Source organism: Actinoplanes couchii (assembly GCF_016862075.1).
Taxonomy (GTDB): Bacteria; Actinomycetota; Actinomycetes; order Mycobacteriales; family Micromonosporaceae; genus Actinoplanes; species Actinoplanes couchii.
The window spans coordinates 87,066-110,504 of record NZ_BOMG01000102.1; the positions used below are offsets into that span (position 1 = coordinate 87,066).

The window sequence follows — 23,439 nt, forward strand, 5'->3', positions numbered from 1 at the left end:
TACGGTCGGGCTCGTGAGCATCGTCTTCGCTGATCGTGGCCTGCATCTCGGCGTTCTGGACGCCCTTCTGAACGCCGGGGCGCTGGACCCCGCCGCCCTCGTCACGATCGTCGAGTCGACCGGGCCGGACGGGCCGGAGGACGGATATCCCGGGCCCGGCCCTCGGCTGGCGGCGTCGCTGACGCTGCTGCACGCCTTCGGGATCACCGAGGCGCAGGCGGCCGCCGTCGAGGCGGTGGACTTCGACGGCGGCAACGAGATCTACATGCTCGTCGAACAGACCCTGGACATCGACACCGGCGGCGAGTCCGACGACTACATCGTGGCGTCCTTGGCCGGCGAACGACAGTTGCCCGGTCTTCGGTCGTTGGACCTGGACGGGCACGGCTACCGTTCGGCGGCGCTGGACCTGACACCGCTGGCCGGGCACCCCACGCTGGAGAAGCTGCTGCTGACCGGCGACGCCACCGCGGCCGCCACGCTGGAGTCACTCCCGGCCCTGCGCGACCTGGACGTCTCCCTGGCCGGGAACCTCGACGACCCCGACGTCCTGAACCGCCTGGAGAACCGCGGCGTGGCGGTGCGCCGACGGGGGAGATGAGCCGGTAAATAGCCGATCATCCGATTCCTCGCGGTCCGCCAAGATCGGGACGGCGGTGTTCCTGGCCATCGCGCTGCTGGTGCCCGCGGGGGTGCTGGCTTTCAACCGCTGGTGGTCCGATCTCGAGGTGACGTTCCCGGGGCAGATCGACGTGCGGGAGGACTCGGCCACGTCGGTGAAACCGGAGATCGCGGCCGGCTGGGACGGCGGCACGCTGGTGTTCACCCCGGCACTGACGCCGGTCACCGCATTGATTGACTGTGTGATCCCGGCCGTCCTGCGGATCGTTCCGAGGATGGACGGCCGTCCGGGCGAGGTGATCGCCGCCCGGTCACCTATGCCTGCTGCTGTCGGCCGTCATGGTCGCCGCCCTTGCCGGAACCTCCGCCTGCGGGAAGGAGGAGGAGGTCGATCCGGCCGCGTACCTCTCGGGTGAGGTCCTGATCGGCATCAACACCGACCTGCCGGGCTGGAGCGAGTACTCCAACGGGGTGTGGCAGGGCTTCGACATCACCCTGAGAAGCCGACGCGGTCTCCTCGGACCGGGTGGTCCTGGAGGGCTTCGTCTCCCACGACACCGTGGGTGATCTCCGGCTGGTGCCCGGGATCCGGGTGGGCAGTGAACGCTACGGGATCGGGATCCACAACAACCGCCCGAAACTGTGCGAGTACCTCACCAGGAAGCTGGTCAAGTTCGTCAACGAGAAGTGGGATCAGGCCTTCCGTGACAACCTGCCGAACGTCTCGGCCGCGGACCGCAAACCGAACTCGGCGATGCTCGACCCGTGCGAGCAGCCCGCGGCCGGCTGAGCGGTCAGTGCCGGGAGACCAGGATCTTGGCGAGGTTGCGGGCCTTGGCGTGGGCGGTGCGGCGGGCCGGGTCGGGGTCCGGGCCGGTCAGGTTGGGGCCGAACCGGATCGGGTGGATCTCGGTGACGCCGGTCCAGCGCAGCCAGTCCTCCAGGTAGGGGGCCTGGAAGTCGGCGCCGAACGTGGGCGGGAGGCCGGGCCCGTACACCGCGCTGGTGTAGATGATCGCGGCCCGTTTGCCGCGCAGCAGCCCGCGGTAGCCGGACGCCGGGTCGAAGGCGAACGCCAGGCCGGGCTGACTGATCACGTCGATCAACTGCTTGAGGATGTACGGGATTGCGGAGTTCCACATCGGGACGCTGAACAGGTAGGTGTCGGCGGCGTCGAACCGGTGGAACGCCGCGGTGGCGGCGTCGTAGGCGGTGGCGGCCGGGCCGGACGGGGTCAGCCCGGCGAAGACGGTCATCTTGCCGGTCACCGCGTCGGGGCCGAACGACGGCAGGGTGCCGTCCCACAGGTCCCAGGTGCTGATCGGCAGGTCCGGGTTCGTCTCGCGGGCCGCTTGCAGGAAGCTCGACGCCACGGCGAGGGACTCGGAGCGGGGTCCACGGGGTGACGCGGAGATGTGCAGCAGGTTCATGACCACTCCTTCAAACAGGATGCGTGCGCACGCACATTCGTCCACCAATGCGTGCGCACGCACATTCGTACACCGATGCGTGCGTGCGCACAAGAAATCGGTAGCATCGGGTGATGAGCGACACCGACGTGGCTGCCTGGTCAGCCCTGCTGCGGGTGCACGCGGCCCTCGTCCCGGTCCTCGACCGCGAACTGCAGAACACCTGCAACCTGCCACTGACCTGGTACGACGTACTCCTGGAGCTGTATCACGCCCCGGACCGCAAGCTCAGCATGGGGGAGCTGGGCCAGAAGGCCGTGGTCAGCCGCACCCGGGTCAGCCGGGTCGTGGAAGCGCTCGGGGCGGCCGGCCTGGTCACCCGGGAGGGCAACCCGGACGACCGGCGCAGCGCCTACGCGACGATGACCGAGGCCGGCCGGGCCCGGTTCCTGGCCGCCGCGCCGGTGTACATGGCCGGGATCAAACGCCATTTCACCGACATGATGACCAAGCAGGAAGCCCGAACCGTGGCGGTCGCCCTCGAGAAGGTGTTGCGTGGTTGACCGGAGCCCGTCACGATCCTGTATCGGGCGGGCCCCGGCACCGGAGACGGGGCCGAGGGGACATCGAAGCTCTGATACGTTTCGGGCTCTCACGGGGTATTCAGCGTAAGGAATGACATTGCGTCACAAGCGTCTCGGCCTGCTTCTCTCCTCCGTCGCCGCGGTCGCGCTGATCAGCGCGTGTGACCCGGCCACCGAGTCGAAGGACGCCGCCGGCACCACCGCGCCCGCCGGCCAGGCCTCGGCCCCGGCCGAGGTCGCCAGCACCGCGCCGACCGTGGACGAGGCCACGAAGAAGGCCTGCACCGAGCTTCTCGCCGCGATCGAGGACACCGCGAAGCGGGTCGCCGCGGCGGAGAAGATCGGCCCGCCCGCCGGGCACATCGCCGTCGGCGCGGAGTACATCGCCGGGTCCGCCGACCTCTCCGCCAAGTCGATCGGCGCCAGCCCGGTGGTCGCCGACGCCGCCACCGAGGTGGCCGGCGCGATGGACGCGCTGGACGAGGCCTACCAGAAGGACCCGGACAAGAAGCCCAGCAAGACCGCCCTGAACAAGGCGGTCACCGGGCTCGAGACCGCGTGCGGAGAAGGCTGATCCCGGCGGTGGCGTAAATCGGTGGCCACCGATCGGGCCGGTGCGCGAGGATCGGGTGCGCCGGCCCGTTCGTACCGGAAAGCGGGGTTGAAGGTTGATGAACCGCGACCGGACCACCATGGCCGAGATCGCCGACGCTGCCGGGGTCTCCCTGCCCACCGTGTCGAAGGTGTGGAACGGGCGGGCCGACGTGTCGGAGCGGACCCGGCGGCGCGTCGAGGAGCTGATGCGCAAGCACGGCTACCGGGGCCGCACCCCGCGGCAGGAGAGCGGCCTGATCGACGTGGTCTTCTCGGAGATCGACTGCTCCTGGGAGGGTGAGCACATCCGCGGGCTGGAGGCGGCCGCGTTCGAGGCCGACGTCCGGATCGTGGTGTCCAGCCTTGATCACGGGGAGGCGTCCCGGCGGCGTCTGCTGCAGCGGCTGCGGTCCGGGCACACCGACGGCGTAATCCTGGCGACCGAGACCGCCACCGCCCCGCTGGTGGCCGCGCTGTCCCGGCTGAACGTGCCGTTGGCCGCGCTGGACCCGGTGGCCCGGCACGCGGACATGCCGTTCGTCCACTCGGCGAACTTCGCCGGGGCCCGTGCCGCCACCGCCCACCTGCTCGCCCTCGGGCATCGCCGGATCGGGCTGATCACCGGCCTCGACCAGCTGGTCTGCAGCCAGGCCCGGAGGGACGGATTCTTCGCGGCGCACGACGAGGCCGGGGTGTCACCGGACCTCGATCTGGTCGAGCGCGGCGACTACAACACCCCGTCCGGGATCACCGCCGGTGGCCGCCTGCTGGACCGGCATCACCCGCCGACGGCGATCTTCGCGATGAACGACGGCATGGCGATCGGCGTCTACGAGGCCGCCCGGCGGCGGGGCGTGACCGTTCCCGATCAGCTGAGTGTGGTCGGGTTCGACGACCTGCCCGGTGCCCGCTGGGCGTCGCCGCCGCTGACCACGGTGCGCCAGCCACTGCGCGAGATGGGCGCGCTGGCCGTGCGCACCGTGCTGGGTCACGCCGACGGCGGCATGCTCGGGACGGAGCTGGTGGTCAGAGAGAGCACTTCCCCGCCGCTCTGATCCCCGGGAACCGCCGCTTCAGTTCGCCGGAAGACGCCCTGCCGCCCACAGCAGTCCGCGCTCGGTGAGGGTGCGGGTCTGGGGCACGTCCAGGTCGGCGGGGGAGTGGCCCAGCGTGGAGACGAAGACCCGGCCCTGACCGAAGCGGCGTGTCCACACCACCGGCATCACCACCCCGGCGGTGTCCGGCTCCTCGTACCCGCCGTCGAACGTGGTGGTGGCCAGCACGGTCAGGCTCGGGTCGACGTGGCAGTAGTACTGCTCGGTGCGCACCGCGAACGACTCCAGCCCCGCCGTGATCGGATGCTCGCCGGTGAACTCGACGGTGTGGTCGATGATGCCGCCCGGATGGCATACGAAACGGCCGCCGACCATGAACTGATACCGGGCCGCCTGATAGCCGAACGCGATGATCCCCCCGTGCCACCCGGCGAACCCGGCGCCGGCCCGGACCCGCTCGACCAGCCCGTCCTCCTGCTCGGCGGTCAGATCCCCCCGGGTCCAGCACTGCACGATCAGGTCGGCGGCCCCGAGCACGGCCTTGTCGGTGTAGACGTCGAGGCTCTCGGCGACGGTGACGGTGTCCCCGCGTGACTCCAGGAACTCCCGGAACTTCTCGGTACAGGCCACCGGTTCGTGCCCGTCCCACCCACCACGCACGATCAATACGTTCATGAGTGGAACACTAACGGCCGCCGGGTCGTCGCCCGGTGACGCTCATCAACCGGGGTGGTCAACTGTGGAGAATCCGTTGTTGCACGCCTCGGGCTGCCCGCACGCCCGCCCCACCGATGTCACCCGCCTCGACGTGCTGCCCGGGTACGGCGCTTTTCCGGTCTGGGGGTGGTTTACCCTGCCCGCCCGTCCCGGCGTCCCGGCCCGGGAGGTGCACGGCAACACCGGCCCGCGATCGCTGGGCCTCAGCGACGCCCTGGCCGCGGAGCTGCAGGAGTGGTCGATCTGGCAGGACCGGCGGCAGGCGGGGCCGGCGTTGCCGCAGGTGGCGGAGGTTGTCGAGGCCACTGGTGCGGAGTGGGCGCAGTGGCGGGCGGCCGGAAAGGAACTGGCCGGGCGCCTGGCCCGGGAGACCGGCGCGGCTGTCGTCTACCTGTGGCCGTCCGAGGGGCGGGATTCCTCCTGCGCGGTGTGCGGCAAGTGGTAGCGGGCGGCGATCGCGGCGGCGCGGTCGTGCAGGGCGGCCCGGAGCGACGGCGGGGACAGGGCCTCGGCCTCGGCTCCCAGCTGCCACAGGGCCCATTCGGCGTGCCATAGGTCCTGGTACGTGACTTCCAGGCGTACCCAATCGCCGGTGTCCTGCTCTTCGGCCCGGACGGCTACCGCGGTCTGCAGCAGGGCGTCCCGGCGGGCGGGGCTCACCCGTACCAGAACCGGGATGTGGCCGGTCGACAGGAACCGGTCGCAACGGGCCCGCCAGACCTTGTCCAGGTCGATCTGTGCCGGCCGTGCGGCGGGCTCGGGCAGCGTCCCGGCGGCGTGGATGCGGGACAACCGGTAGGTGCGGTCGGCGCCGTCACGCAGCGCCAGCAGGTAGGCCCGGCCGCGGACCGTGACCAGGCCGATCGGGTCGACGGTGCGCCAGCGCGGGTCCTCGCCGGTGGCCGCGTAGTGGATGCGCAGCCGCCGCCCGGCCAGCACCGCGCGCCGGACCTCGGTCATCGTCGCGGCCGGCACCTCGTCGGGCGGTGTGCGGCGGGGGAGCAGGTCGGTCTGCGGTTCGACCAGCAGGCGCTGGGCCGCGTCCGTGGCGCCGGCCGGCACCGTGTCGGCGACCTTGCGGATGGCCGAGGCCAGCGCCGACTCCAGGCCGAACGCGGGCGAGCCACCGGCGGTCAGCAGGGCCAGGGCCTCGTCGTGATGGAGGCCGGTCAGCTCGGTCCGGAAGCCGGGCAGCAACGCGAACCCGCCGTGCCGCCCCCGCTCGGCGTAGACCGGAACCCCGGCCGCGGACAGGGCGTCGATGTCGCGGAGCACGGTCCGGGTGGACACCTCCAGCTCCCGGGCGATCACGTCGGCGGTCAGCCGGCCCCGCTGCCGCAGCAGCAGGACCAGCGAGACCAGGCGGTCGGCGCGCATCCGCGAACCCTAGCGGAATACACGACACAGGATGTCGTGATTAGCCGTGAGGCTGTCCGCATGACAGTGACAAGAACGGCGATCAACCCGTGGACCTGGTCGGCCGAACTGGGCTTCGACCAGGCTGTGCTCGTCTCCGGGCAGACCCGGACGCTCTACTGCTCGGGGCAGACCTCGATGACCGCCGACGGCAGACCGGAACACGACGGCGATATCGCCGCCCAGCTGGCCCTGAGCCTGGCGAACCTGGACGCGGTGCTGGCGGCGGCCGGCATGACCCGGGAGAACCTGGTGCGGCTCAACGTCTACACCACCGATGTGGACGCGTTGTTCCCGCACTACGCGACGTTGGGCACGCTGCCGGCCACCACGCTGCTCGGCGTGACCCGGCTGGCGATCCCGGGTCAGCTGGTCGAGTTGGAGGCGACCGCGGTTCAGTGACCGGGAGGCCGCTCCGGCGTCATGCCGGGGCGGCCGCCGGCTCCACGATCAGTGCCGGCTTGGTGGGGACGAGCAGGGCCACCGCGAACGCCGCCGCGGCTGCTGCCGCCAGGATCAGGAACGATGTGGTGTAGCCGGACTCGGCGGGCAGGCCGTGTGCGCCCGGGTGGGCGGTGACCACCGCGCTGACCACGGCAGTGCCGATGGAGGCGCCGATCGTGCGGATGTTGGTGTTCATGCCGCTGGCCGCTCCGGTCTGGTGCCGGGGGACCGCCTGCACGATCAGGTTCACCATCGACGAATAGATCAGGCCCAGACCCACCCCGAAGATCGCCCCGGCAAGTACGACTGTCCACTTCTGATCGTGCGCCAAGGCCAGGGTCAGGCACGAGACGGTGCCCATCGCGGAACCCCACAGCAGCTGTGCGCGGTTGCTGACCCAGCGGGTGAGCGGCCCGGACAGCGACCCGAAGACGGCCATCGCGACAAGCATCGGGGCCATCAGCAGGCCGGCCCCGGTGACGCTGGCGCCGAACCCGTACCCGGAAATGGTGGGGATCTGCATCAACTGGGGAAGGAAGGCGAAGACTCCGAACATGGCCGCCCCGAAGAGCAGTGCGGACAGGTTGGTGGTCCAGACCGCGGGCAGGCGCATCATCCGCATGTCGATCAGTGGCTCGGCGGAGCGCAACTCGGCGACCATCCACGCGATGAGGAGCACCACGGCAAGACCGAAGCTGATCAGCGTACGCCCGGATGACCAGCCCCAGGTCGCGCCCTTGCTCAGGGGCAGCAGCAGAGCGACCAGCCAGCCGCCGAGCAGCACCGCGGACAGCACGTTGATCCGGCCGGGACTGCGCACCGGGGATGCCGGGACGAGCCGCCACGCGAGCAGCATGACGACGCTGACCACGGCCATCGGGATCCAGAACAGCCAGCGCCAGTCGAGGAAACCGACGATCGGGCCGGCCAGCACGATGCCGATCCCGGAGCCGGTGGCGATGACGGCGGCCATGGTGCCGATCGCGGAGGCGACCCGGTCCGGTGGAAACTCGTCGCGGATGATGCCGAACGACACCGGGAAGACGGCCGCGCCCATGCCCTGCAGCACCCGGGCGGCGATCAGCACGCCGATGCCGGGGGCGAGCGCCGCGATCAGGCAGCCGAGCGCGATGGCGCCGAGGGCGACGAGCAGGGTGCGGTCCTTGCCGATGATGTCGGCGACCCGGCCCATCAGCGGGGTGGCGACCGAGGCGGCGAGCAGCCAGGCGGTGAGCACCCAGGTGACGGTGCCGGTGGTGGTGTGCAGGTCACGCTGGATGGTCGGCAGGACCGGGGTGAGCAGGCTCTGCATCAGCGCGAACGCCGCTGCCGCCGCGGCGAGCACGGCGAAGGTCGTCCGCGGTGCTGCCTGGAGGGCCGGGGCCGTCTCCGGTGCGGACTGGTAAAGTCGAGGCATGCCTCCACATTAACGGAGGTATGCCTCCGGTTCGCAAGGGGTTAACGATGATCACCGTGCGGCGACCGCACCGCGCCGACGCCCGGCGCAACTTCGACGCGCTGCTGACCGCCGCCCGCGACGCGTTCGCCACGTGCGGCGCCGACGCCTCCCTGGAGGACATCGCGAAGAAGGCGGGTGTCGGCATCGGCACGCTGTACCGCAACTTCCCGACCCGGCAGGACCTGATCGAGGCCGTCTACGTCGAAGAGGTCACCCAGCTGGCCGAGGCCGCCGAGTCGCTGTCCGGCGAGCCGCCGTGGCCGGCGCTGCGCGCCTGGCTGGAGCGTTTCGTGGCGTACGCGGCGACCAAACGCGCCATCATCGACCTGCTCAACCGCGACTCGGAGATGTTCGGCTCGTGCCGCGCGGTGATGTATGCGGCCGGCCAGCCCCTGTTCGACCGCGCGAAACAGGCCGGCGAGATCCGCCCCGACGCCGAGTTCGACGACGTCCTGCGCATGGTCTCCGGCCTCACCGCAGCCACCTTCGTCGACGACGGCCAGCGGCACCGGGTGCTGACGTTCGCCCTCGACGGCCTGCGCCACCGCCCCTGACCACAGGTCAGAACGGCGGGTCCAGCAGCCCGGTCCGCTCCGGTCCGGTGGGCCGCTCGTGCAGGCACCAGTCGAGCCAGTGCCGCACCCAGGGGTCCGCCTCGTCCCCCTGCATCCTGCGCAGCTCCGGGTGCAGGGCGGTGATGGCGAACCACTGGACGAGCGCGATCCCGTGCGAGCGGAGAAGCGGATCCGGGTCGGCGATCAGTTCGGCGGCCACGTCAGCCGGCACCGCGCCGTCGACGCCACCACGATCCCACGCGAGCCGGTACGCGGCCGCCCGCCGCCGTTCGAGGTCATCGGTGGCCAGTTCGGCCAGCACGTCGTCGAGCGTGAGCAGGCCCAGGATCACGAGAGCTTCCAGGTCGACCGGGGTCCGGGCCCGTGCGGCGCCGGCGATCTCACGGGCCGCCGACTCCCGCTGGTCGTCGCCGGGTCTCAGCAACGCCGCACGGACGACCGGAGCATCGTCCGACGTCACCGCCGTGGCCAGCGCCGCGAGGCCTGCCGTACTGATCACGGGCGCCATGCCGAGCGACTCGCCGGCCCGGATCCGGCGATCCGGCGAGGGGCCGTCCGCGAGCACGGCGATCAGCGCCGCCTCGTCGAGCGGCAGACGTTCCCCGAACCAACCGACGTCGTATCCGGCGAGTGTCTCGTCCAGCCACCGCTCGTACCAGGAAAGGAAGTCGGGGTCCTCGACCACGTAGGGCCCCACCGGTCCGTCGTGGTCGAGATTGATCAGTCGTCCCCGGGCCGGCCCGGTCACCACCAGACGCGTGACGAGCGAGCACCCGTGGTCGGCGACCACCAGGGTGCCCGGCATGAGGATCCGGTCCGGTCCCGGTGGCTGTTCGTGACGCTGCTCCCAGTCGTCGCGGTAGCGGGGTCCGGGCAGATAGCCGCTGGGCCGGGCGAGGTGCCCGGACCGCCGGTACCGGCAACAGCTCCGGGTGAGGCGGGTCAGTCCGTGACCGGGACCGGCGCCCTCGCTGCCCAGTTGCGTGACGAACAGGCGAAACGCCGCGGGCAGCGACACCTCGTGACGTTCCTCGAACTCGGCGACGGCCGCCTCGGGCAGCGGATCCGCCAGCCGGAAGCCGTGCGACGCCACACCGAACGCCTTCGGCGGCTCAGGCATGTCCCGCAGCGCCGTCAGCTTCCCGGCGATCCGGATGAGCCGCGCCTGATGATCGTCCGTCACCGGCTCAAGATAACGGCCCGGCACTCGGGTGAGTGCCGGGCCGTCTGCTGTGGGCGTTACTTGGTGAGGGGGGCCAGCTTCGGGTCGTCGGCGTAGGCCTCGGCCGCGGTCGCCTTCGTGACGATGACCGGCGGGAGCAGGTAGGAGGGGACGACCTTCACCCCGTTGTCGTACGACTTGGTGTCGTTGACCTCGGGCTCGGCCCCGGTCTGCAGGGTCTTGACCATCTTGATGGTCTCGGTGACCAGCTTGCGGGTGTCCTTGTTGATCGTCGAGTACTGCTCACCCAGCATGATCGACTTGACCGACTCGACCTCGGAGTCCTGGCCGGTCACCACCGGGATCGGCTTGCCGGCGCCCTTGACCGAGGTGATGATCGCGCGGGCCAGGGTGTCGTTCGGCGACAGCACCCCGTCCAGGGTCTTGCTGCTGTAGGTGGAGGTCAGCAGCGAGTCCATCCGGCTCTGCGCGTTCTCCGCCTTCCAGCCCTGGGTCGCGGTCTGCTTGACATCGGTCTGCCCCGACCCGACCACCACGTCACCTTTGTCGATGGCCGGTTTCAGCACCTCCATCGCGCCGTTGAAGAACACCCCGGAGTTGTTGTCGTCGGGCGAACCGGAGAACAGTTCGATCGTCCACGGCCCGGTGGCCTTCTTCGCCTTCATCCCGTCCAGGAGCGCCTGCCCCTGCAACTGCCCGACCTTGAAGTTGTCGAACGCGATGTAGTAGTCGACGTCCTTGGTGTTGGTGATCAGCCGGTCGTAGGCGATGACCACCGCACCGGCCTGTTTCGCCTGCGCGACCTGGGTGGACAACTGGGCCGCGTCGGTCGCGCCGATCACGATGACCTTCGCGCCCTTGGTGATCATCGCGGTGATCTGCGCCTGCTGGTCGGCGACGATGGTGGACGCGCCGGCGTACTGCACGTCGCCCTGGAATCCGGCCTCCTGCAGCCCGGCGGTGAACAGCCCACCGGCGAGCACCCAGTTCTCCGACGTCTTCGACGGCAGCGCCACCCCGATCAGCGAATCCGCCGCGAATCCCTTGGCCGGAGCCCCCGATTCACCGGTCGACCCGGACCCTTCGCGTTCCGATCCACAGCCGCTGGCCACCATGGCAAGGGCAGAACCGACTGCCAAAATCTTTGCGATTGAAGTACGCATAAAAGCGATCACCTTCCGGAAGAAGAACTGCTGGCTTTCTCGCCTTCGGCACTGGGGACTGCCGGATCTGCCGTGGGGGCGGCAGCCGAACCTCGGAAGGGCCGCATCAACGATCCGATGATCGAGAACCGGCCCTGTTTCTTGTTGTAGACGTCCAGCGCGACGGCGGCGAGCAGGAACAGCCCACGGATGATCTGGTCCATGTCGGATCCGACACCGGTGAGTTGCAGACCGTTCTTGAGCACGGCCATGACCAGGCCGCCGACGATCGAGCCGCTGACCGTGCCGAGACCGCCGGAGACCGCGGCCCCGCCGATGAAGACCGCGGCGATGGCGTCGAGTTCCCAGTTCAGCCCGTCCTGCGGGCCGGAGGCCGTGGACCGGGCCACGAAGATCATGCCGGCCACCGCGGCGAGCACGCCCATGTTCGTCATGACCAGGAAGTTGACCCGGCGCAGTTTCACCCCGGACAGCTCGGCGGCCCGGGCGTTGCCGCCGACCGCGTAGATGTGCCGGCCACCGGCGGTGTTGCGGGTGTAGAACGAGTACGCGACGACCAGGACCGCGAGGATGATGCCGGACACCGGGAAACTGGTGCCGACCCGCCCGCCGGCGAACTGGAGCGTGGCGAAGACGATCACCCCGAGCAGCAGGGCCAGCCGCACCGCCGAGATCCACACCGGAGCCGGTTCGGCGCCCTCCATCTGCTGACGGACCCGCCTGGTGCGCCACTCCCGCCACGCCACCGCCGCGCACAGCACCAGTCCGAGCAGCAGGGTCGCGTTGTTGTAGCCGGTCTCCGGGCCGAACTCGGGCAGGTAACCGGCGCCGATCACCCGGAAGCCCTCCGGGACGGGCACCGTGTCGGCATTGCCGATGTACTGGTTGCCGCCGCGGAACAGCAGCATCCCGGCGAGCGTGACGATGAACGCCGGCACCCCGATGTAGGCGACCCAGAACCCCTGCCAGGCCCCGATCAGCGCGCCGACGAGCAGGCCGAGCAGGATGCCGGCCGGCCATGGCACGCCGTGTTCGGTGATCGCCTTGGCCACCACGATGCCGGTGAACGCGGCCACCGAGCCCACCGACAGGTCGATGTGACCGGCGACGATCACCATCAGCATGCCGATGGACAGGATCGAGATGTACGCGTACTGCTGGGTCAGGGCGATCAGATTGCCCGACGTCAACGTCAGTCCGTCGGTGCGGATCTGGAAGAACACGATGATCGCCACGAGCGTGAAGATCATGCCGAATTGACGGGCGTTGGACGTCGTACCGCCGAAAAGGTTCTTCTGCAGGTCTTTGATGCGGCTCATGGCGTGGTCAGCTTCCGGTTCGAGGTCATTCGCCTCATCAGCAGTTCCGGATCGGCGTCCGCGCGGGCGACCTCGCCGGTGATCGTGCCTTCGAAGACGGTGTAGATGCGGTCGCAGAGCCCGATCAGCTCGGGCAGTTCCGAGGAGATGACGATGACGCCTTTGCCCTCGTCGGCGAGCCGCTGGATGATGCCGTAGATCTCGTATTTCGCGCCCACGTCGATCCCGCGTGTCGGCTCGTCGAGAATCAGCAGATCAGGGTCGGTGAACATCCATTTCGCCAGGACGACCTTCTGCTGGTTGCCGCCGGAGAGCCGGGTGACGCCCTCGTCGACGGTCGGCGTCTTGATCCGCAGACTCCGCCGGTAACTCTCCGCCTCGTGATACTGCGCGGCCTGGTCCAGCACGCCCCGGCGGGTGATTTTGGACAGTTTCGCGGCGACCACCGACGTCTTCACGTCGTCGAGCAGATTCAGGCCGATCGCCTTGCGGTCCTCGCTGACATAGGCGAGCCCGTTGGCGATGGCGTCGGCGACCGAGTCCACCTGGATCTCCTGGCCGTCCTTGAAGACCTTTCCCGCCAGGTGTACGCCGTACGAATGCCCGAACACACTCATCGCGAGTTCGGTGCGGCCGGCGCCCATCAGCCCGGCGAATCCGACGATCTCGCCCCGGCGGACGGTGAACGCCGAGTTCTTGCAGACGAGCCGTTCCGCCGAGATCGGATGCCGCACGGTCCAGTCCCGGACCTCGAAGAACACGTCACCGATCTGCGGCGTGTGCTCCGGGAACCGGCTCTGCAGATCCCGGCCGACCATGCCGCGGACGATCCGGTCCTCGTCGACCCGGTCCGCACCGACGGTGATCGTTTCGATGGTCCGCCCGTCGCGCAGAATGGTGATCGCGTCGGCGACCGCCTCCACCTCGTTGAGCTTGTGCGAGATCATGATCGAGGTGATGCCGCGTTCCTTGAAACCGCGCAGCAGATCGAGCAGGTGCCGCGAGTCGTTCTCGTTGAGCGCGGCCGTCGGCTCGTCCAGGATCAGCAGTTTGACGTCCTTGGCGAACGCCTTCGCGATCTCCACCAGCTGCTGTTTCCCGACCCCGATGTCCTTGATCAGGGTGTCCGGGTCCTCTTTCAGCCCGACCATCGCCATCAGTTCCAGGGCGCGGTGGTTGGCGGCTTTCCAGTCGATGCGGCCCCAGCGCCGGGGCTCGTTGCCGAGGAAGATGTTCTCGGTGATCGACATGCCCGGGACCAGCGCCAACTCCTGGTGGATGATGACGATTCCGGCGTTCTCGCTGGCCCGGATGTCGGCGAAACGGCACTCCCGTCCCTGGTACAGGATCGTGCCCTGATAGGTCCCGAACGGGTGCACCCCGCTGAGGACCTTCATCAGCGTTGATTTACCGGCGCCGTTCTCTCCGCAGATCGCGTGGATCCGCCCGGCGGTGACCGCCAGGCTGACGTCGGCCAATGCGACGACCCCGGGGAACTCCTTGGTGATCGATCGCATTTCGAGCAGGGCATCGCCCACACTTACCCCCGGGACTTCTGATCAAGTTCGATGAACAGGGCGTTTCCGCACTGTAAATCCAATTGACCGTTGCCGCCATCCCCGCGGGGCAAGATCCGGTTCCGGAACCTCAGTCCTGGTGATCCGCCCTGGTCAATGCTCCGAAAAGGAACAGATCGACCAGCTCCTCGACACTGATCGTGCTCTCGGCCGGGGTGCTGCGCCGGACCTGGCCGAAGAACAGGTTCAGGAACGCGTCGGCCAGGGTCGCCGCCGGCAGCCGCAGCCGCTCCTGATCGGGTTCGAACAGGTCGAGGACCGCCTGCCGGGTGATCGCCTGGGATTCGTCCCGGGCGCCCGGGAGTGGGCCGGGGCCACGGCGGCCGGTGCCGAGGGTGCCGTGCATGGCGCGGATGACCGTGCCCATCCGGTTCAGGTAGGCGTCCAGCGCGTAGATCGCCTCGGCGAGCCGGGCGGCGAGGGGCTGGTCGAGGGGGATGGACTGCAGCTCCTGGTGCACCTGGGTGGGGTCGAGGGCGGCGGCGACGCAGGCTTCGAGGACCGCGTTCTTGTCGTCGAAGACCCGGAAGATGGTCGCCTCGCCGATGCCGGCCGCCCGCGCGATCTTCGCGGTGGTGACGGCGGCCCCCAGCTCGGCGACGAGGGGGAGCGCGGCCCGGACGATGGTCTCGCGGCGCTGGTCGGGTGTCATGCCCGGTGCTCGTGTCGGTGTCATATCCTCGACGGTACGGAGTGAGTACTCACTCCGTCAACGCCTGAACGTTGCCAGCCCGGTGCGATCCGGCAGGTTCCGGGGGCCGCGGCACTCTACTCTTACGGAAGGGTAGAGTCTGCGCACATGTCGAAAACCGTTGGTGCGCGCTGGTCGCGGCCGGATTGGCTGGCCTCGCCGCGAGTGTTGCGCACCGAGATCCTGGCCGGGCTCGTCGTGGCCCTCGCCCTGATTCCCGAGGCGATCTCGTTCTCCATCCTGGCGAACGTCGACCCCAAGGTCGGGCTGTTCGCCTCGTTCACGATGGCCGTCACGATCGCGATCTGCGGCGGCCGCCCCGCCATGATCTCCGCCGCCACCGGCGCCATCGCGCTGGTCGTCGCCCCGCTCGCCAAGGAGCACGGGCTCGGCTACCTGACCGCCGCCGTCGTGCTCGGCGGTGTGTTCCAGATCGTCCTGGCCCTGCTCGGGGTGGCCCGGCTGATGCGGTTCATCCCGCGCAGCGTGATGGTCGGCTTCGTCAACGCCCTCGCGATCCTGATCTTCACCGCGCAGCTGCCGCACCTGATCGACGTGCCGTGGCTGGTCTACCCGCTGGTCGCGGTGGCCCTGGCGATCATGTTCCTGCTGCCCCGGTACTTCACCGCGATCCCGGCGCCGCTGATCGCCATCGTGCTGCTCACCGCGTTCGTGCTGATCGCGCACGTCACCGTGCCGAACGTCGGCGACGAGGGCACCCTGCCGGACAGCCTGCCGATCTTCGGCATCCCGAGCGTCCCGTTCACGCTCGACACGCTGACCCTGATCGCCCCGTACGCGCTGGGAATCGCCCTGGTGGGTCTGATGGAATCGTTGATGACCGCGAAACTTGTCGACGACGTCACCGACACCCGCTCCGACAAGACCCGCGAGTCGTGGGGCCAGGGTGTCGCCAACATCGTCACCGGCTTCTTCGGCGGCATGGGCGGCTGCGCCATGATCGGCCAGACGATGATCAACGTGAAGACGTCCGGCGCGCGCACCCGGCTGTCCACGTTCCTGGCCGGTGTCTTCCTGCTCATCCTGGTCGTCGTGCTAGGTGACGTGGTGGCGTTGATCCCGATGGCCGCCCTGGTCGCCGTCATGATCATCGTCTCGGTCGGCACCTTCGACTGGCACAGCATCGCCCCGGCCACCCTCAAGCGGATGCCCGCCGGTGAGATCGCCGTCATGGTGATCACCGTGGCCGGCACCCTGGTCACCCACAACCTCGCCGTCGGCGTGGTGCTCGGCGTGCTGGCCGCCATGGTCGTCTTCGCCCGCCGGGTCGCCCACTTCACCGAGGTCACCAAGATCAAGGACACCTATGTCGTACGTGGGGAGCTGTTCTTCGCCTCGTCCAACGACCTCGTGCACCAGTTCGACTACGCCGGCGACCCGGACCACGTGGTCATCGACATGAGCGCCGCCCACATCTGGGACGCGTCGTCGGTGGCCGCCCTCGACGCGATCACCCACAAATACCGCTCCCGCGGCAAGAACGTCGAGATCATCGGCCTGAACGAGGCGAGCGCCGGCTTCCACGCGAACCTCGCGGGCAAGCTGAACGCGGGGCACTGACAAACTGTGGCGATGACCGGACGGCACATGCAGATCGGGGAAGCGGCGGAACGGGTCGGGCTCAGCATCCGCACCATCCGCCACTACGAGGAAGCCGGCCTGATCGTGCCGTCCGCCCGCAGTGACGGCGGTTTCCGTCTCTACACCGACCCGGACCTGGACCGGCTGCGGGTGGTGAAACGGATGAAGCCGCTGGGTTTCACCCTCGACGAGATGCGCGACCTGCTGGAGATCCTCGACCAGCTGACCGCCGACACCGGCGACCGGGCCGCCCTGATGGACCGCCTGGCCGGCTACCACCGGGCAGCCGACACCCGGGTCCAGACCCTTCGCGACCAGCTGGCCCACGCCGAGGGTTTCGCCGAACAGATGCGCGACCACCTGGACCAGCACACCCGATAGCCGGGCGCGGCCGGCGGCGAGCGGCGAGGATGGCCTGATGCCCGATCTTGCAGGCCGCCGTTTCGATCTCGCTCGTCGCCATGAGTTCCGGGTGCTGGCCGCCGCCAAACCGAGCCTTCCCGTGCTGCTCACCGCCGGGCGCCTGGCCGGAAGCCTGCGACGGGTGCCCCGGATCGGCTGGGTCACCACCGATCCGGTCGTGGCCCGGCGGATCCTCAACGATCCGGCGCATTTCACGCTGCTCGGTGAGGGCGGTGTCGGGCACATGTGGGCGCAGGTTCTCGGCGACTGGGTCAACGACATCTTCGACGGGCCCGGACACCACCAGCTCCGCTCCCGGACCCGTGACCTGTTCACCGACGACAGCGCCCGCGAACTCAACAACCGGGTCGTCGGCCCGCGCCTTGCCCAGGCCGGGGCGGAACTGCGGGCCGGCCGGGCTGTCGACATCGCCGACCTGGCCCGGGTGCTGGTCGGCCGGATCGTCGCCGACCTGCTGCAGCTGCGGGTGGCCGATCACGATGACGCGTACCGCGAAATTTTCGGCACCGGGGAGGAACTCGCCGCGCTCGCGCTGGGGACCACCACCTCCACCCACCTCGCGCCGGAGACCGTGGCCCGGGCGAAAGCCATCGTGGCCCGGCTGACCGTGAACGTCGCCGAGGCCTGGCGAACCGCCCCGCCGGAGACGGTCCTCGGCCGCTGCCGTGACCTGGGCCTGGAGCAACGCCAGGCGGAAGGCCTAGCCACCCTGCTGATGGTGGCCGGCACCGAGACCGCGGCCAGCGCGATGGCCCGGACCGTAGCGATCCTGCACGACACCGGGGCCCAGCACCGTCTCCGAGCTGATCCCGCCCTGCTGCCCGACGCGGTCCGCGAGGGCCTGCGGGTCACCTCCCCGGCCCCGGTGATCGGCCGGGCGGTGTCCGCGGACGTCGCCGTCGAGAGCCGTCATCTGCGTGCGGGGGAGCGGGTGCTGATGTTGACGTGGACCGCGAACAACGCCGCCGGTCCGTTCGACCTGGACCGCGGATACCTCCCGGACCAGCGTCAACTCTGGTTCGGTGCGGGCCGCCACCTGTGCTTGGGTGCTCCGGTCGCCCGAGCCGAGATAACCGGAATGCTGCAGACGCTCCTCGACACCGGCCGGGCATGGCGCATCGGCAGGCGCGGTTACCGCCGCAAGGTCCTGATCCCGTCCTACGCCTACCTACCCCTCCGCCTGTCCCACCACTGACCCGGCCCGCGCCCGCTCCCGCCACCCCCGCCCACGCCGTTCCCGCCGGTCCCGCCTGCGCCGTTCCTTCCGCTCTCATCTCTCCCGCTCCGGCCGCTTTCGCCGCGCCTGGCCTTACCGGTGGCCGCGGCCCAGCCGCGCCCGGGCCCGCCTTTCATTGACCCCTGTCGACGGCTGGCTTATCGTCGCGCCTAGAAACTTTCTCTCCGAGTTGCGATTGTTTCCCCGAACAGGAAGTGACTCATGATCTCCCCGATCCCCGCATTCCCTCCGTCTTCTCACCAACCGGCTTCGCGTCGGTCGCCCCGCCGCTCGATCCTGAGCGTCCTGATCGCCGCCGTACTGATGCTGGTCGGCGTCCTCGTGGCGACCGCGGCGCAGGCAGCCGCCGGCTGCAAGGTCGTCTACCAGGTGTCCTCGCAGTGGCAGGGCGGATTCACCGCCGACGTCGCCGTGACCAACCTCGGTGACACGATCAACGGCTGGAACCTGAAGTGGACCTGGACCGCCGGCCAGCGGGTGACCCAGGCCTGGAGCTCGACCGTGACCGCCGCCGGCGACCAGGTGACCGCCACCAACGCGAGCTGGAACGCCGCCCTTCCTACCAGCGGATCCGTGTCGTTCGGTTTCAACGGTTCGTGGACCGGCTCCAACCCGGCGCCCGCGTCGTTCGCCCTGAACGGCGTGACCTGCACCGGAGGCGCCACCCCGACCACCCCGCCGCCGTCGGACCCGGGCGGCGGCAGTTCCGATCCGGAGGCGATCGTCGCGGCGATGCAGCCCGGCTGGAACCTCGGCAACACCCTGGACGCGATCCCGGACGAAACGTCCTGGGGCAATCCGCTGACCACGCAGGCGCTGCTGCGGCACGTGAAGTCGCAGGGTTACAACAGCATCCGTCTGCCGATCACCTGGAGCAACCACCACGGCGCCGCCCCGAACTACACGATCGACGCCGCCTGGCTGGCCCGGGTGAAGCAGATCGTGGACTGGGCCCTGGCCGAGGACCTCTACGTCATGATCAACCTGCATCACGACTCCTGGCAGTGGATCAACACCTATCCCACTGATCGTACGAACGTGACCGCGAGGTACACCCGTCTCTGGACGCAGATCAGTGCCGCGTTCCGGGCCTATCCCGAGGAGTTGGTGTTCGAGAGCATCAACGAGCCGCAGTTCGCCGGAACCACCGACGACCAGCAGAACTATCAGGCCCTCGCCGAGCTGGACGAGATCTTCGTAGACCTGGTCCGCGCGTCCGGCGGCGCCAACACCACCCGCCTGCTGGTGCTGCCGACCCTGTTCACCAACGCCGACCAGGGCCGCCTCGACGCGCTGAACGCCGAGTTCGACGCCCTCGACGATCCGAACGTGGCGGCAACCGTGCACTTCTACGGTTACTGGCCGTTCAGCGTGAACATCGCGGGCGGCACCCGCTACGACGCCACCGTGGAGCAGGATCTGATCGGAACGTTCGACCGGGTCAAGGCAAGTTTCGTGGACCGCGGCATCCCGGTGATCATCGGCGAGTGGGCGCTGCTGAACTGGGACCACAACCGCCCCGGCGTCATCGAGCGCGGCGAGTTCCTGAAGTTCCTGGAGGCGGTCGGCTATCACGCCCGCACCCGGGGTCTGACCACGATGCTGTGGGACGCCGGCCAGTTCCTGAACCGCACCGAACTCCGCTGGCGCGACCAGGGCGTGCACGACATCATCCAGGCCAGCTGGACGACCCGTTCCGGCACCGCGTCGTCGGATCAGATCTTCGTCCCGCGTACCGGCGCAATCGGCTCGAAGTCGTTGACCTTGAACCTGAACGGCACCACCTTCCAGGGCTTGACCGGTTTGACCCAGGGCACTGACTACACGGTCTCCGGAAACAATCTGACCGTGACGGCATCGGCGTTGACCAGGCTGTTGGGAGACCGCTCCTACGGCGTCCGCGCCACCGTCGAGGCCCGTTTCAGCCAGGGAGTCCCTTGGCGGATCAACCTCATCTCGTACGATCCTGCGACCCAGTCGACAGCAACCGGCACGACGACAGCCTTCGCCATCCCCACCCAGTTCCGAGGTGACCAGCTGGCCACGATGGAGGCCAAATACGCCGACGGCTCCAACGCGGGCCCCGCGAACTGGACGTCCTACAAAGAGTTCTGGACCCACTTCCAGCCGGATTACAGCGCGAACACGATCCTGCTGAAGCCGGAGTTCTTCGCCGAGGTCAACGACGGCACGGTGACGCTGACCTTCCACTTCTGGAGCGGAGCCCGAACCACCTACACCCTCACCAAGTCCGGCACCACAGTCACCGGCGCCCCCAACTCCTGACCTACCCACCCGTCGCCGGGCCGGTCGAGGTGACCGGCCCGGCGGGGGATTCCGGGCGTGCGGTGGTGTCCGCTTGGCATCATGAGCGAATGTCCCGTTTCCGGCAGTCCGCGTTGCTTCCCGCCGTGATGGCGGCCCTCGTCGCCGGCTGTTCGAGCCCACCCGCGCGGACACCCGAGCCGTCCGCGCCGGCCCCTGTCGTGACCGCGGCCACGCCGTCTCCCGGCCCGTCGGCGGCCGCCGCCCTCGCCCCGCTCGAAGCACCCCCGGTCGTTCCCGGTGAGCTGTCCCGGAGGGTGGTCACCGTCAAGGACGGGCACTCCGACAACAAGACCATCCTGCACCGCGACGCGAAGAGCGGCACCGAGTACGGGGTGCAGGCGGCCTGCACCTCGGCGACTCCGGGCACGACGCTCTCCGTCGAGGTACGCAGGAGCAAACCCGGCGCCGACGCTGAACCGCTGTCCTCGGGCACGATCCCCTGCGACGGGAGGGTGACCCTCAACGGCTTCGGCAGCCTCCCGGCCGAATCGATCGTGGTCGACCTGAGTGGCGATCGATCCGGGGTGACCTCGGCCTATGCGGTCCTCGCGCCCATCTCGTCACTGATGGAGGTGGAATAGCGCAGATGGGCCGCCACGGCATCGCGAACCTCGGCGTCGGTGGGCGGGTGGACGCCCGACTCGGCGGCCAGCTGGTGGAGTGAGGTCATCGCCACGTCGTCCAGGCTGCAGGCGATGAAACTGTCGAAGACCGCCAGGTCGGGGTCGACGTTCAGGGCGAACCCGTGCGTGGTGATGCCGCCGCGGATGCGCATGCCGATCGAGACGATCTTGCGGTGGTCCGGGGTCCAGACACCGACCAGGCTGGCCGATCCGGGCGGGGTGTCGCGGCGGATCGCCGGGAACCCGAGGTCGGCCAGGGCGGCGATCAGCCCGTTCTCCAGCCAGCGGACCACGTCGACCGGCCCCCACTCGCGCAGGTCCATGACCAGGTAGCCGACGAGCTGGCCGGGGCCGTGATAGGTCGCGTTGCCACCGCGGTCGGCCTCGACGGTGGGGATCACCGACAGATCCGCGGGGAGGTCCCCGGGCGGGGTCCGCCGCCCGAAAGTGATCACCGGAGGATGGCTGAGCAGGAACAACCGGTCGGGGCGGTCCCGGCCCGGCGCTCGTCGGCCCAGCCGGCCATCGTGTCGATCGCGGTCCGGTAGTCGATCTCGCCGAGGTCCACTCGCAGCACACTCACGTCGCCGATTGTGCTCCTGTCCCGCTGCCCCGGCCATGAGACGCGCGACTCAGCCCTTGACCGCCCCGATCAGGACGCCCTTGATGAAGTGGCGCTGGATGAACGGGTAGACGGCGACGATCGGGGCCACCGTCAGGACCACCACGGCCATTTTGATCGCCTCGGTGGGCGGCAGTGACGCCGCCGCTCCGGATGTGTGCGGCGCCTGCCCGGCCAGCAGATAGCTCTGCAGCACCCGCTGGATCGGGTACATGTCGTTGCGGTCGATGAACAGCAGCGCGTCGAACCACACGTTCCAATAGGCGACCGCGTAGAACAGCCCGATGACGGCCACCACCGCCGACGACAACGGCAGCACGATGCGGGCCAGGATCCGGAAATCACCTGCTCCATCGATACGGGCACTGTCCAGCAACTCCGGCGGAATGCCCTGGAAGAAGCCGCGGACGACGACCAGATTGAAGACGCTGACCGCGGACGGCAGGATCAGCGCCCAGATGCTGTCCTTCAGGCCGAGCCCGGTGACGACCAGATATTTCGGGACCAGCGGCGGATAGATCAGGAACGGGATCAGGAAGTACGCCAGCAACCAGCGATGTCCGGTCGATCCGGGACGCGACAGCCCGTACGCGGAAAGGACCGTGACCGTCAGGGCGACCGCCGTCCCGATCACGGTGACCAGGGTGCTGATCCACAATGCCCGGGTGACCGCGCCACCGGCGAAGATGGTCCGATAAGCGGACAGGTCGAAACCGCGGGGGATCACCACGAATCCGCCCGCTGACGCGATCGCCGACGGCGGCGACAGACTGGTCACCAGAACCGTCCAGAGCGGAAACAGCACACTGGCTACGAGCAGCGTCAATATGACGGCTTTGAGGGCCCGGCCGGGAACGGTGGGCGGCTCCTCCCAGACAGGTCTCATGATTTGCTGTAGATCCCTCGTTCGCCGAGTGCGTGGGCCATCCGGTTGGCGGCCAGGATCAGGACCAGCCCGATGGCGGCTTTGAACAGTCCGGCGGCGGCGCCGAAACCGAAGTTCCCGGTGGCGATGGAGAAGTAGTAGACGTAGGTGTCGAGCACTTCGGCGGCCTGCCGCCCGACCGCGTCGCGCTGCAGGATGAACTGTTCGAAGCCGACCGACAGCGCGTCGCCGAGCCGCAGAATGAGCAGCAGCACGATCACCGGCCGCAGCCCGGGAAGGGTGATGTGCCACAGCCGCCGCCAGCGTCCGGCGCCGTCGACGGCGGCCGCCTCGTACAGATGGGGGTCGACGGCGGCCAATGCGGCGAGGAACACGATGGTGCCCCAGCCGACGTCCTTCCAGACCGCTTCGGCGGTGACCAGGATCAGGAACGTGTCCGGGTTGGTCATGATGTTCCACGGTTCCAGCCCGGCGTCGCGCAACGTCTGCGCGAACAGTCCCGCGCCGCCGAGCATCTGCACGAAGAACGTGATGACCAGGACCCAGCTGAAGAAGTGCGGCAGGTACACCACGGTCTGGATGAATCCGCGCAGCCGGCGGGACAGCAGATGGTGCAGCATGACGGCGAGCGCGATCGGCAGCGGGAAGAAGAACACCAGCTGGAAGACCGTGATGGTCAGCGTGTTGCGCAGCGCGTCCCAGAACGCCGGGTCCTCGAAGAGCAGCTGGAACTGACCGAAGCCGATCCAGTCGCTGCTCAGGAAAGCGGTGAGCGGATTCGTACCGGCGTAGGGGTTGTAGTCCTGGAACGCGATGACGTTGCCGAGGATCGGGACGTAACTGAAGACCAGCAACAGCACGACGCCGGGTACGAGCATGACGAGCAGTTGCCAGTCGCGGCGCAGCCGGTC

General features: G+C 69.1%; 27 protein-coding genes. 14 read left to right on the forward strand and 13 right to left on the reverse strand.

Translation table 11 applies throughout. The annotated features are described in order from the left end of the window. Positions 1-13 precede the first annotated feature (13 nt). From Aco03nite_RS40945 to Aco03nite_RS40955, 3 genes are all read left to right on the forward strand, one after another. A complete protein-coding gene (locus tag Aco03nite_RS40945) occupies positions 14-601 on the forward strand; it encodes a DUF6892 domain-containing protein (protein ID WP_203806320.1) in 588 nt (195 codons plus the stop codon). 55 nt (positions 602-656) lie between these two features. Beyond that, entirely contained in the window at positions 657-1,037 is a 381-nt protein-coding gene (locus Aco03nite_RS40950; protein WP_203806322.1) for a hypothetical protein, read from the forward strand. Positions 1,038-1,147: 110 nt separating this feature from the next. After that, positions 1,148-1,411, forward strand: coding sequence for a type 2 periplasmic-binding domain-containing protein (locus Aco03nite_RS40955; protein ID WP_203806324.1), 264 nt, complete (start codon positions 1,148-1,150; stop codon positions 1,409-1,411). Positions 1,412-1,415: 4 nt separating this feature from the next. On the opposite strand, the gene Aco03nite_RS40960 is transcribed toward Aco03nite_RS40955, so the two are convergent. Further along, complete coding sequence (locus Aco03nite_RS40960; protein ID WP_203806326.1) at positions 1,416-2,051, reverse strand: FMN-dependent NADH-azoreductase; 636 nt, start codon at positions 2,049-2,051, stop codon at positions 1,416-1,418. A gap of 113 nt (positions 2,052-2,164) precedes the next feature. Between Aco03nite_RS40960 and Aco03nite_RS40965 the strand changes: the two genes are divergently transcribed. The 3 genes from Aco03nite_RS40965 to Aco03nite_RS40975 all read left to right on the forward strand — a co-directional run bounded on the left by Aco03nite_RS40965 (position 2,165) and on the right by Aco03nite_RS40975 (position 4,263). Continuing rightward, the gene (locus tag Aco03nite_RS40965; protein ID WP_203806328.1) at positions 2,165-2,593 is read left to right on the forward strand and encodes a MarR family winged helix-turn-helix transcriptional regulator; all 429 of its coding nucleotides are present in this window, start codon (positions 2,165-2,167) and stop codon (positions 2,591-2,593) included. 118 nt (positions 2,594-2,711) lie between these two features. Further along, entirely contained in the window at positions 2,712-3,188 is a 477-nt protein-coding gene (locus tag Aco03nite_RS40970; protein ID WP_203806330.1) for a flagellar biosynthesis protein FlhF, read from the forward strand. A gap of 97 nt (positions 3,189-3,285) precedes the next feature. After that, entirely contained in the window at positions 3,286-4,263 is a 978-nt protein-coding gene (locus tag Aco03nite_RS40975; protein WP_203806332.1) for a LacI family DNA-binding transcriptional regulator, read from the forward strand. A gap of 18 nt (positions 4,264-4,281) precedes the next feature. Here the strand turns inward: Aco03nite_RS40975 and Aco03nite_RS40980 are convergent, their stop codons facing one another. After that, the gene (locus tag Aco03nite_RS40980) at positions 4,282-4,938 is read right to left on the reverse strand and encodes a ThuA domain-containing protein (protein WP_203806334.1); all 657 of its coding nucleotides are present in this window, start codon (positions 4,936-4,938) and stop codon (positions 4,282-4,284) included. 64 nt (positions 4,939-5,002) lie between these two features. On the opposite strand from Aco03nite_RS40980, the gene Aco03nite_RS40985 reads away from it, so the two are divergent. After that, positions 5,003-5,425, forward strand: coding sequence for a hypothetical protein (locus Aco03nite_RS40985; protein ID WP_203806336.1), 423 nt, complete (start codon positions 5,003-5,005; stop codon positions 5,423-5,425). Here Aco03nite_RS40985 and Aco03nite_RS40990 read toward each other — a convergent pair. Then, positions 5,368-6,357 carry a helix-turn-helix transcriptional regulator gene (locus Aco03nite_RS40990; protein ID WP_203806338.1) on the reverse strand — a complete coding sequence of 330 codons (990 nt, stop codon included), beginning with the start codon at positions 6,355-6,357 and terminating at the stop codon, positions 5,368-5,370. The two genes, Aco03nite_RS40985 and Aco03nite_RS40990, sit on opposite strands and share 58 nt — an antisense overlap. Before the next feature lie 60 nt (positions 6,358-6,417). Here Aco03nite_RS40990 and Aco03nite_RS40995 point away from each other — a divergent pair, with 60 nt between their 5' ends. Further along, on the forward strand, positions 6,418-6,798 hold the full coding sequence (locus tag Aco03nite_RS40995; RefSeq protein WP_203806340.1) for a RidA family protein: 381 nt from the start codon (positions 6,418-6,420) through the stop codon (positions 6,796-6,798). Between the two features lie 19 nt (positions 6,799-6,817). Here the strand turns inward: Aco03nite_RS40995 and Aco03nite_RS41000 are convergent, their stop codons facing one another. Beyond that, positions 6,818-8,257 carry an MFS transporter gene (locus Aco03nite_RS41000; RefSeq protein ID WP_203806342.1) on the reverse strand — a complete coding sequence of 480 codons (1,440 nt, stop codon included), beginning with the start codon at positions 8,255-8,257 and terminating at the stop codon, positions 6,818-6,820. A 47-nt stretch (positions 8,258-8,304) separates the two neighbouring features. On the opposite strand from Aco03nite_RS41000, the gene Aco03nite_RS41005 reads away from it, so the two are divergent. Continuing rightward, the gene (locus Aco03nite_RS41005) at positions 8,305-8,853 is read left to right on the forward strand and encodes a TetR/AcrR family transcriptional regulator (RefSeq protein WP_239145864.1); all 549 of its coding nucleotides are present in this window, start codon (positions 8,305-8,307) and stop codon (positions 8,851-8,853) included. A 7-nt stretch (positions 8,854-8,860) separates the two neighbouring features. Here the strand turns inward: Aco03nite_RS41005 and Aco03nite_RS41010 are convergent, their stop codons facing one another. The 5 genes from Aco03nite_RS41010 to Aco03nite_RS41030 all read right to left on the reverse strand — a co-directional run bounded on the left by Aco03nite_RS41010 (position 8,861) and on the right by Aco03nite_RS41030 (position 14,792). Beyond that, a complete protein-coding gene (locus Aco03nite_RS41010) occupies positions 8,861-10,057 on the reverse strand; it encodes a hypothetical protein (RefSeq protein WP_203806346.1) in 1,197 nt (398 codons plus the stop codon). 56 nt (positions 10,058-10,113) lie between these two features. Beyond that, a complete protein-coding gene (locus Aco03nite_RS41015) occupies positions 10,114-11,220 on the reverse strand; it encodes a substrate-binding domain-containing protein (protein WP_203806348.1) in 1,107 nt (368 codons plus the stop codon). A gap of 8 nt (positions 11,221-11,228) precedes the next feature. Beyond that, complete coding sequence (gene mmsB, locus Aco03nite_RS41020; RefSeq protein WP_203806350.1) at positions 11,229-12,539, reverse strand: multiple monosaccharide ABC transporter permease; 1,311 nt, start codon at positions 12,537-12,539, stop codon at positions 11,229-11,231. After that, the gene (mmsA, locus tag Aco03nite_RS41025) at positions 12,536-14,056 is read right to left on the reverse strand and encodes a multiple monosaccharide ABC transporter ATP-binding protein (RefSeq protein WP_275415954.1); all 1,521 of its coding nucleotides are present in this window, start codon (positions 14,054-14,056) and stop codon (positions 12,536-12,538) included. The genes mmsB and mmsA overlap by 4 nt, the downstream gene beginning before the upstream one ends. A gap of 130 nt (positions 14,057-14,186) precedes the next feature. Continuing rightward, positions 14,187-14,792 (reverse strand): TetR/AcrR family transcriptional regulator, encoded by a 606-nt coding sequence (locus Aco03nite_RS41030; RefSeq protein ID WP_203806354.1) that lies wholly within the window; start codon positions 14,790-14,792, stop codon positions 14,187-14,189. Positions 14,793-14,915: 123 nt separating this feature from the next. Between Aco03nite_RS41030 and Aco03nite_RS41035 the strand changes: the two genes are divergently transcribed. The 5 genes from Aco03nite_RS41035 to Aco03nite_RS41055 all read left to right on the forward strand — a co-directional run bounded on the left by Aco03nite_RS41035 (position 14,916) and on the right by Aco03nite_RS41055 (position 20,978). Next, positions 14,916-16,388 carry a SulP family inorganic anion transporter gene (locus Aco03nite_RS41035; RefSeq protein ID WP_203806356.1) on the forward strand — a complete coding sequence of 491 codons (1,473 nt, stop codon included), beginning with the start codon at positions 14,916-14,918 and terminating at the stop codon, positions 16,386-16,388. 12 nt (positions 16,389-16,400) lie between these two features. Continuing rightward, entirely contained in the window at positions 16,401-16,790 is a 390-nt protein-coding gene (locus Aco03nite_RS41040; protein WP_239145865.1) for a MerR family transcriptional regulator, read from the forward strand. 37 nt (positions 16,791-16,827) lie between these two features. Beyond that, positions 16,828-18,027: a cytochrome P450 gene (locus Aco03nite_RS41045; RefSeq protein ID WP_203806358.1), complete on the forward strand. Its 1,200-nt coding sequence runs from the start codon at positions 16,828-16,830 to the stop codon at positions 18,025-18,027. A gap of 243 nt (positions 18,028-18,270) precedes the next feature. Continuing rightward, positions 18,271-20,355 carry a cellulase family glycosylhydrolase gene (locus Aco03nite_RS41050; RefSeq protein ID WP_373872674.1) on the forward strand — a complete coding sequence of 695 codons (2,085 nt, stop codon included), beginning with the start codon at positions 18,271-18,273 and terminating at the stop codon, positions 20,353-20,355. A gap of 89 nt (positions 20,356-20,444) precedes the next feature. Next, the gene (locus Aco03nite_RS41055; RefSeq protein ID WP_203806360.1) at positions 20,445-20,978 is read left to right on the forward strand and encodes a hypothetical protein; all 534 of its coding nucleotides are present in this window, start codon (positions 20,445-20,447) and stop codon (positions 20,976-20,978) included. Here Aco03nite_RS41055 and lipB read toward each other — a convergent pair. Genes lipB through Aco03nite_RS41070 form a run of 4 tightly spaced genes read right to left on the reverse strand, consistent with a single transcriptional unit; the run spans position 20,933 to position 23,406 of the window. Continuing rightward, positions 20,933-21,475: a lipoyl(octanoyl) transferase LipB gene (gene lipB, locus Aco03nite_RS41060; RefSeq protein WP_239145866.1), complete on the reverse strand. Its 543-nt coding sequence runs from the start codon at positions 21,473-21,475 to the stop codon at positions 20,933-20,935. The genes Aco03nite_RS41055 and lipB overlap by 46 nt on opposite strands. Next, entirely contained in the window at positions 21,472-21,603 is a 132-nt protein-coding gene (locus Aco03nite_RS54365) for a hypothetical protein (RefSeq protein ID WP_275415955.1), read from the reverse strand. The genes lipB and Aco03nite_RS54365 overlap by 4 nt, the downstream gene beginning before the upstream one ends. A gap of 49 nt (positions 21,604-21,652) precedes the next feature. After that, on the reverse strand, positions 21,653-22,528 hold the full coding sequence (locus tag Aco03nite_RS41065; protein ID WP_203806362.1) for a carbohydrate ABC transporter permease: 876 nt from the start codon (positions 22,526-22,528) through the stop codon (positions 21,653-21,655). Continuing rightward, the gene (locus Aco03nite_RS41070; protein WP_203806454.1) at positions 22,525-23,406 is read right to left on the reverse strand and encodes an ABC transporter permease; all 882 of its coding nucleotides are present in this window, start codon (positions 23,404-23,406) and stop codon (positions 22,525-22,527) included. The genes Aco03nite_RS41065 and Aco03nite_RS41070 overlap by 4 nt, the downstream gene beginning before the upstream one ends. Positions 23,407-23,439 lie beyond the last annotated feature (33 nt).

What these genes read in the sequence shown, in the direction of transcription:
- Aco03nite_RS40960 (WP_203806326.1), bottom strand. Translation starts at nt 2,051, where the DNA reads ATGAACCTGCTGCACATCTCCGCGTCACCCCGTGGACCCCGCTCCGAG.
- Aco03nite_RS40965 (WP_203806328.1), top strand. Translation starts at nt 2,165, where the DNA reads ATGAGCGACACCGACGTGGCTGCCTGGTCAGCCCTGCTGCGGGTGCAC.
- Aco03nite_RS40975 (WP_203806332.1), top strand. Translation starts at nt 3,286, where the DNA reads ATGAACCGCGACCGGACCACCATGGCCGAGATCGCCGACGCTGCCGGG.
- Aco03nite_RS40980 (WP_203806334.1), bottom strand. Translation starts at nt 4,938, where the DNA reads ATGAACGTATTGATCGTGCGTGGTGGGTGGGACGGGCACGAACCGGTG.
- Aco03nite_RS40990 (WP_203806338.1), bottom strand. Translation starts at nt 6,357, where the DNA reads ATGCGCGCCGACCGCCTGGTCTCGCTGGTCCTGCTGCTGCGGCAGCGG.
- Aco03nite_RS40995 (WP_203806340.1), top strand. Translation starts at nt 6,418, where the DNA reads ATGACAGTGACAAGAACGGCGATCAACCCGTGGACCTGGTCGGCCGAA.
- Aco03nite_RS41000 (WP_203806342.1), bottom strand. Translation starts at nt 8,257, where the DNA reads ATGCCTCGACTTTACCAGTCCGCACCGGAGACGGCCCCGGCCCTCCAG.
- Aco03nite_RS41005 (WP_239145864.1), top strand. Translation starts at nt 8,305, where the DNA reads ATGATCACCGTGCGGCGACCGCACCGCGCCGACGCCCGGCGCAACTTC.
- Aco03nite_RS41015 (WP_203806348.1), bottom strand. Translation starts at nt 11,220, where the DNA reads ATGCGTACTTCAATCGCAAAGATTTTGGCAGTCGGTTCTGCCCTTGCC.
- mmsB (WP_203806350.1), bottom strand. Translation starts at nt 12,539, where the DNA reads ATGAGCCGCATCAAAGACCTGCAGAAGAACCTTTTCGGCGGTACGACG.
- mmsA (WP_275415954.1), bottom strand. Translation starts at nt 14,056, where the DNA reads ATGCGATCGATCACCAAGGAGTTCCCCGGGGTCGTCGCATTGGCCGAC.
- Aco03nite_RS41030 (WP_203806354.1), bottom strand. Translation starts at nt 14,792, where the DNA reads ATGACACCGACACGAGCACCGGGCATGACACCCGACCAGCGCCGCGAG.
- Aco03nite_RS41035 (WP_203806356.1), top strand. Translation starts at nt 14,916, where the DNA reads ATGTCGAAAACCGTTGGTGCGCGCTGGTCGCGGCCGGATTGGCTGGCC.
- Aco03nite_RS41040 (WP_239145865.1), top strand. Translation starts at nt 16,401, where the DNA reads ATGACCGGACGGCACATGCAGATCGGGGAAGCGGCGGAACGGGTCGGG.
- Aco03nite_RS41045 (WP_203806358.1), top strand. Translation starts at nt 16,828, where the DNA reads ATGCCCGATCTTGCAGGCCGCCGTTTCGATCTCGCTCGTCGCCATGAG.
- Aco03nite_RS41050 (WP_373872674.1), top strand. Translation starts at nt 18,271, where the DNA reads ATGATCTCCCCGATCCCCGCATTCCCTCCGTCTTCTCACCAACCGGCT.
- Aco03nite_RS41055 (WP_203806360.1), top strand. Translation starts at nt 20,445, where the DNA reads ATGTCCCGTTTCCGGCAGTCCGCGTTGCTTCCCGCCGTGATGGCGGCC.
- Aco03nite_RS41065 (WP_203806362.1), bottom strand. Translation starts at nt 22,528, where the DNA reads ATGAGACCTGTCTGGGAGGAGCCGCCCACCGTTCCCGGCCGGGCCCTC.
- Aco03nite_RS41070 (WP_203806454.1), bottom strand. Translation starts at nt 23,406, where the DNA reads ATGCTCGTACCCGGCGTCGTGCTGTTGCTGGTCTTCAGTTACGTCCCG.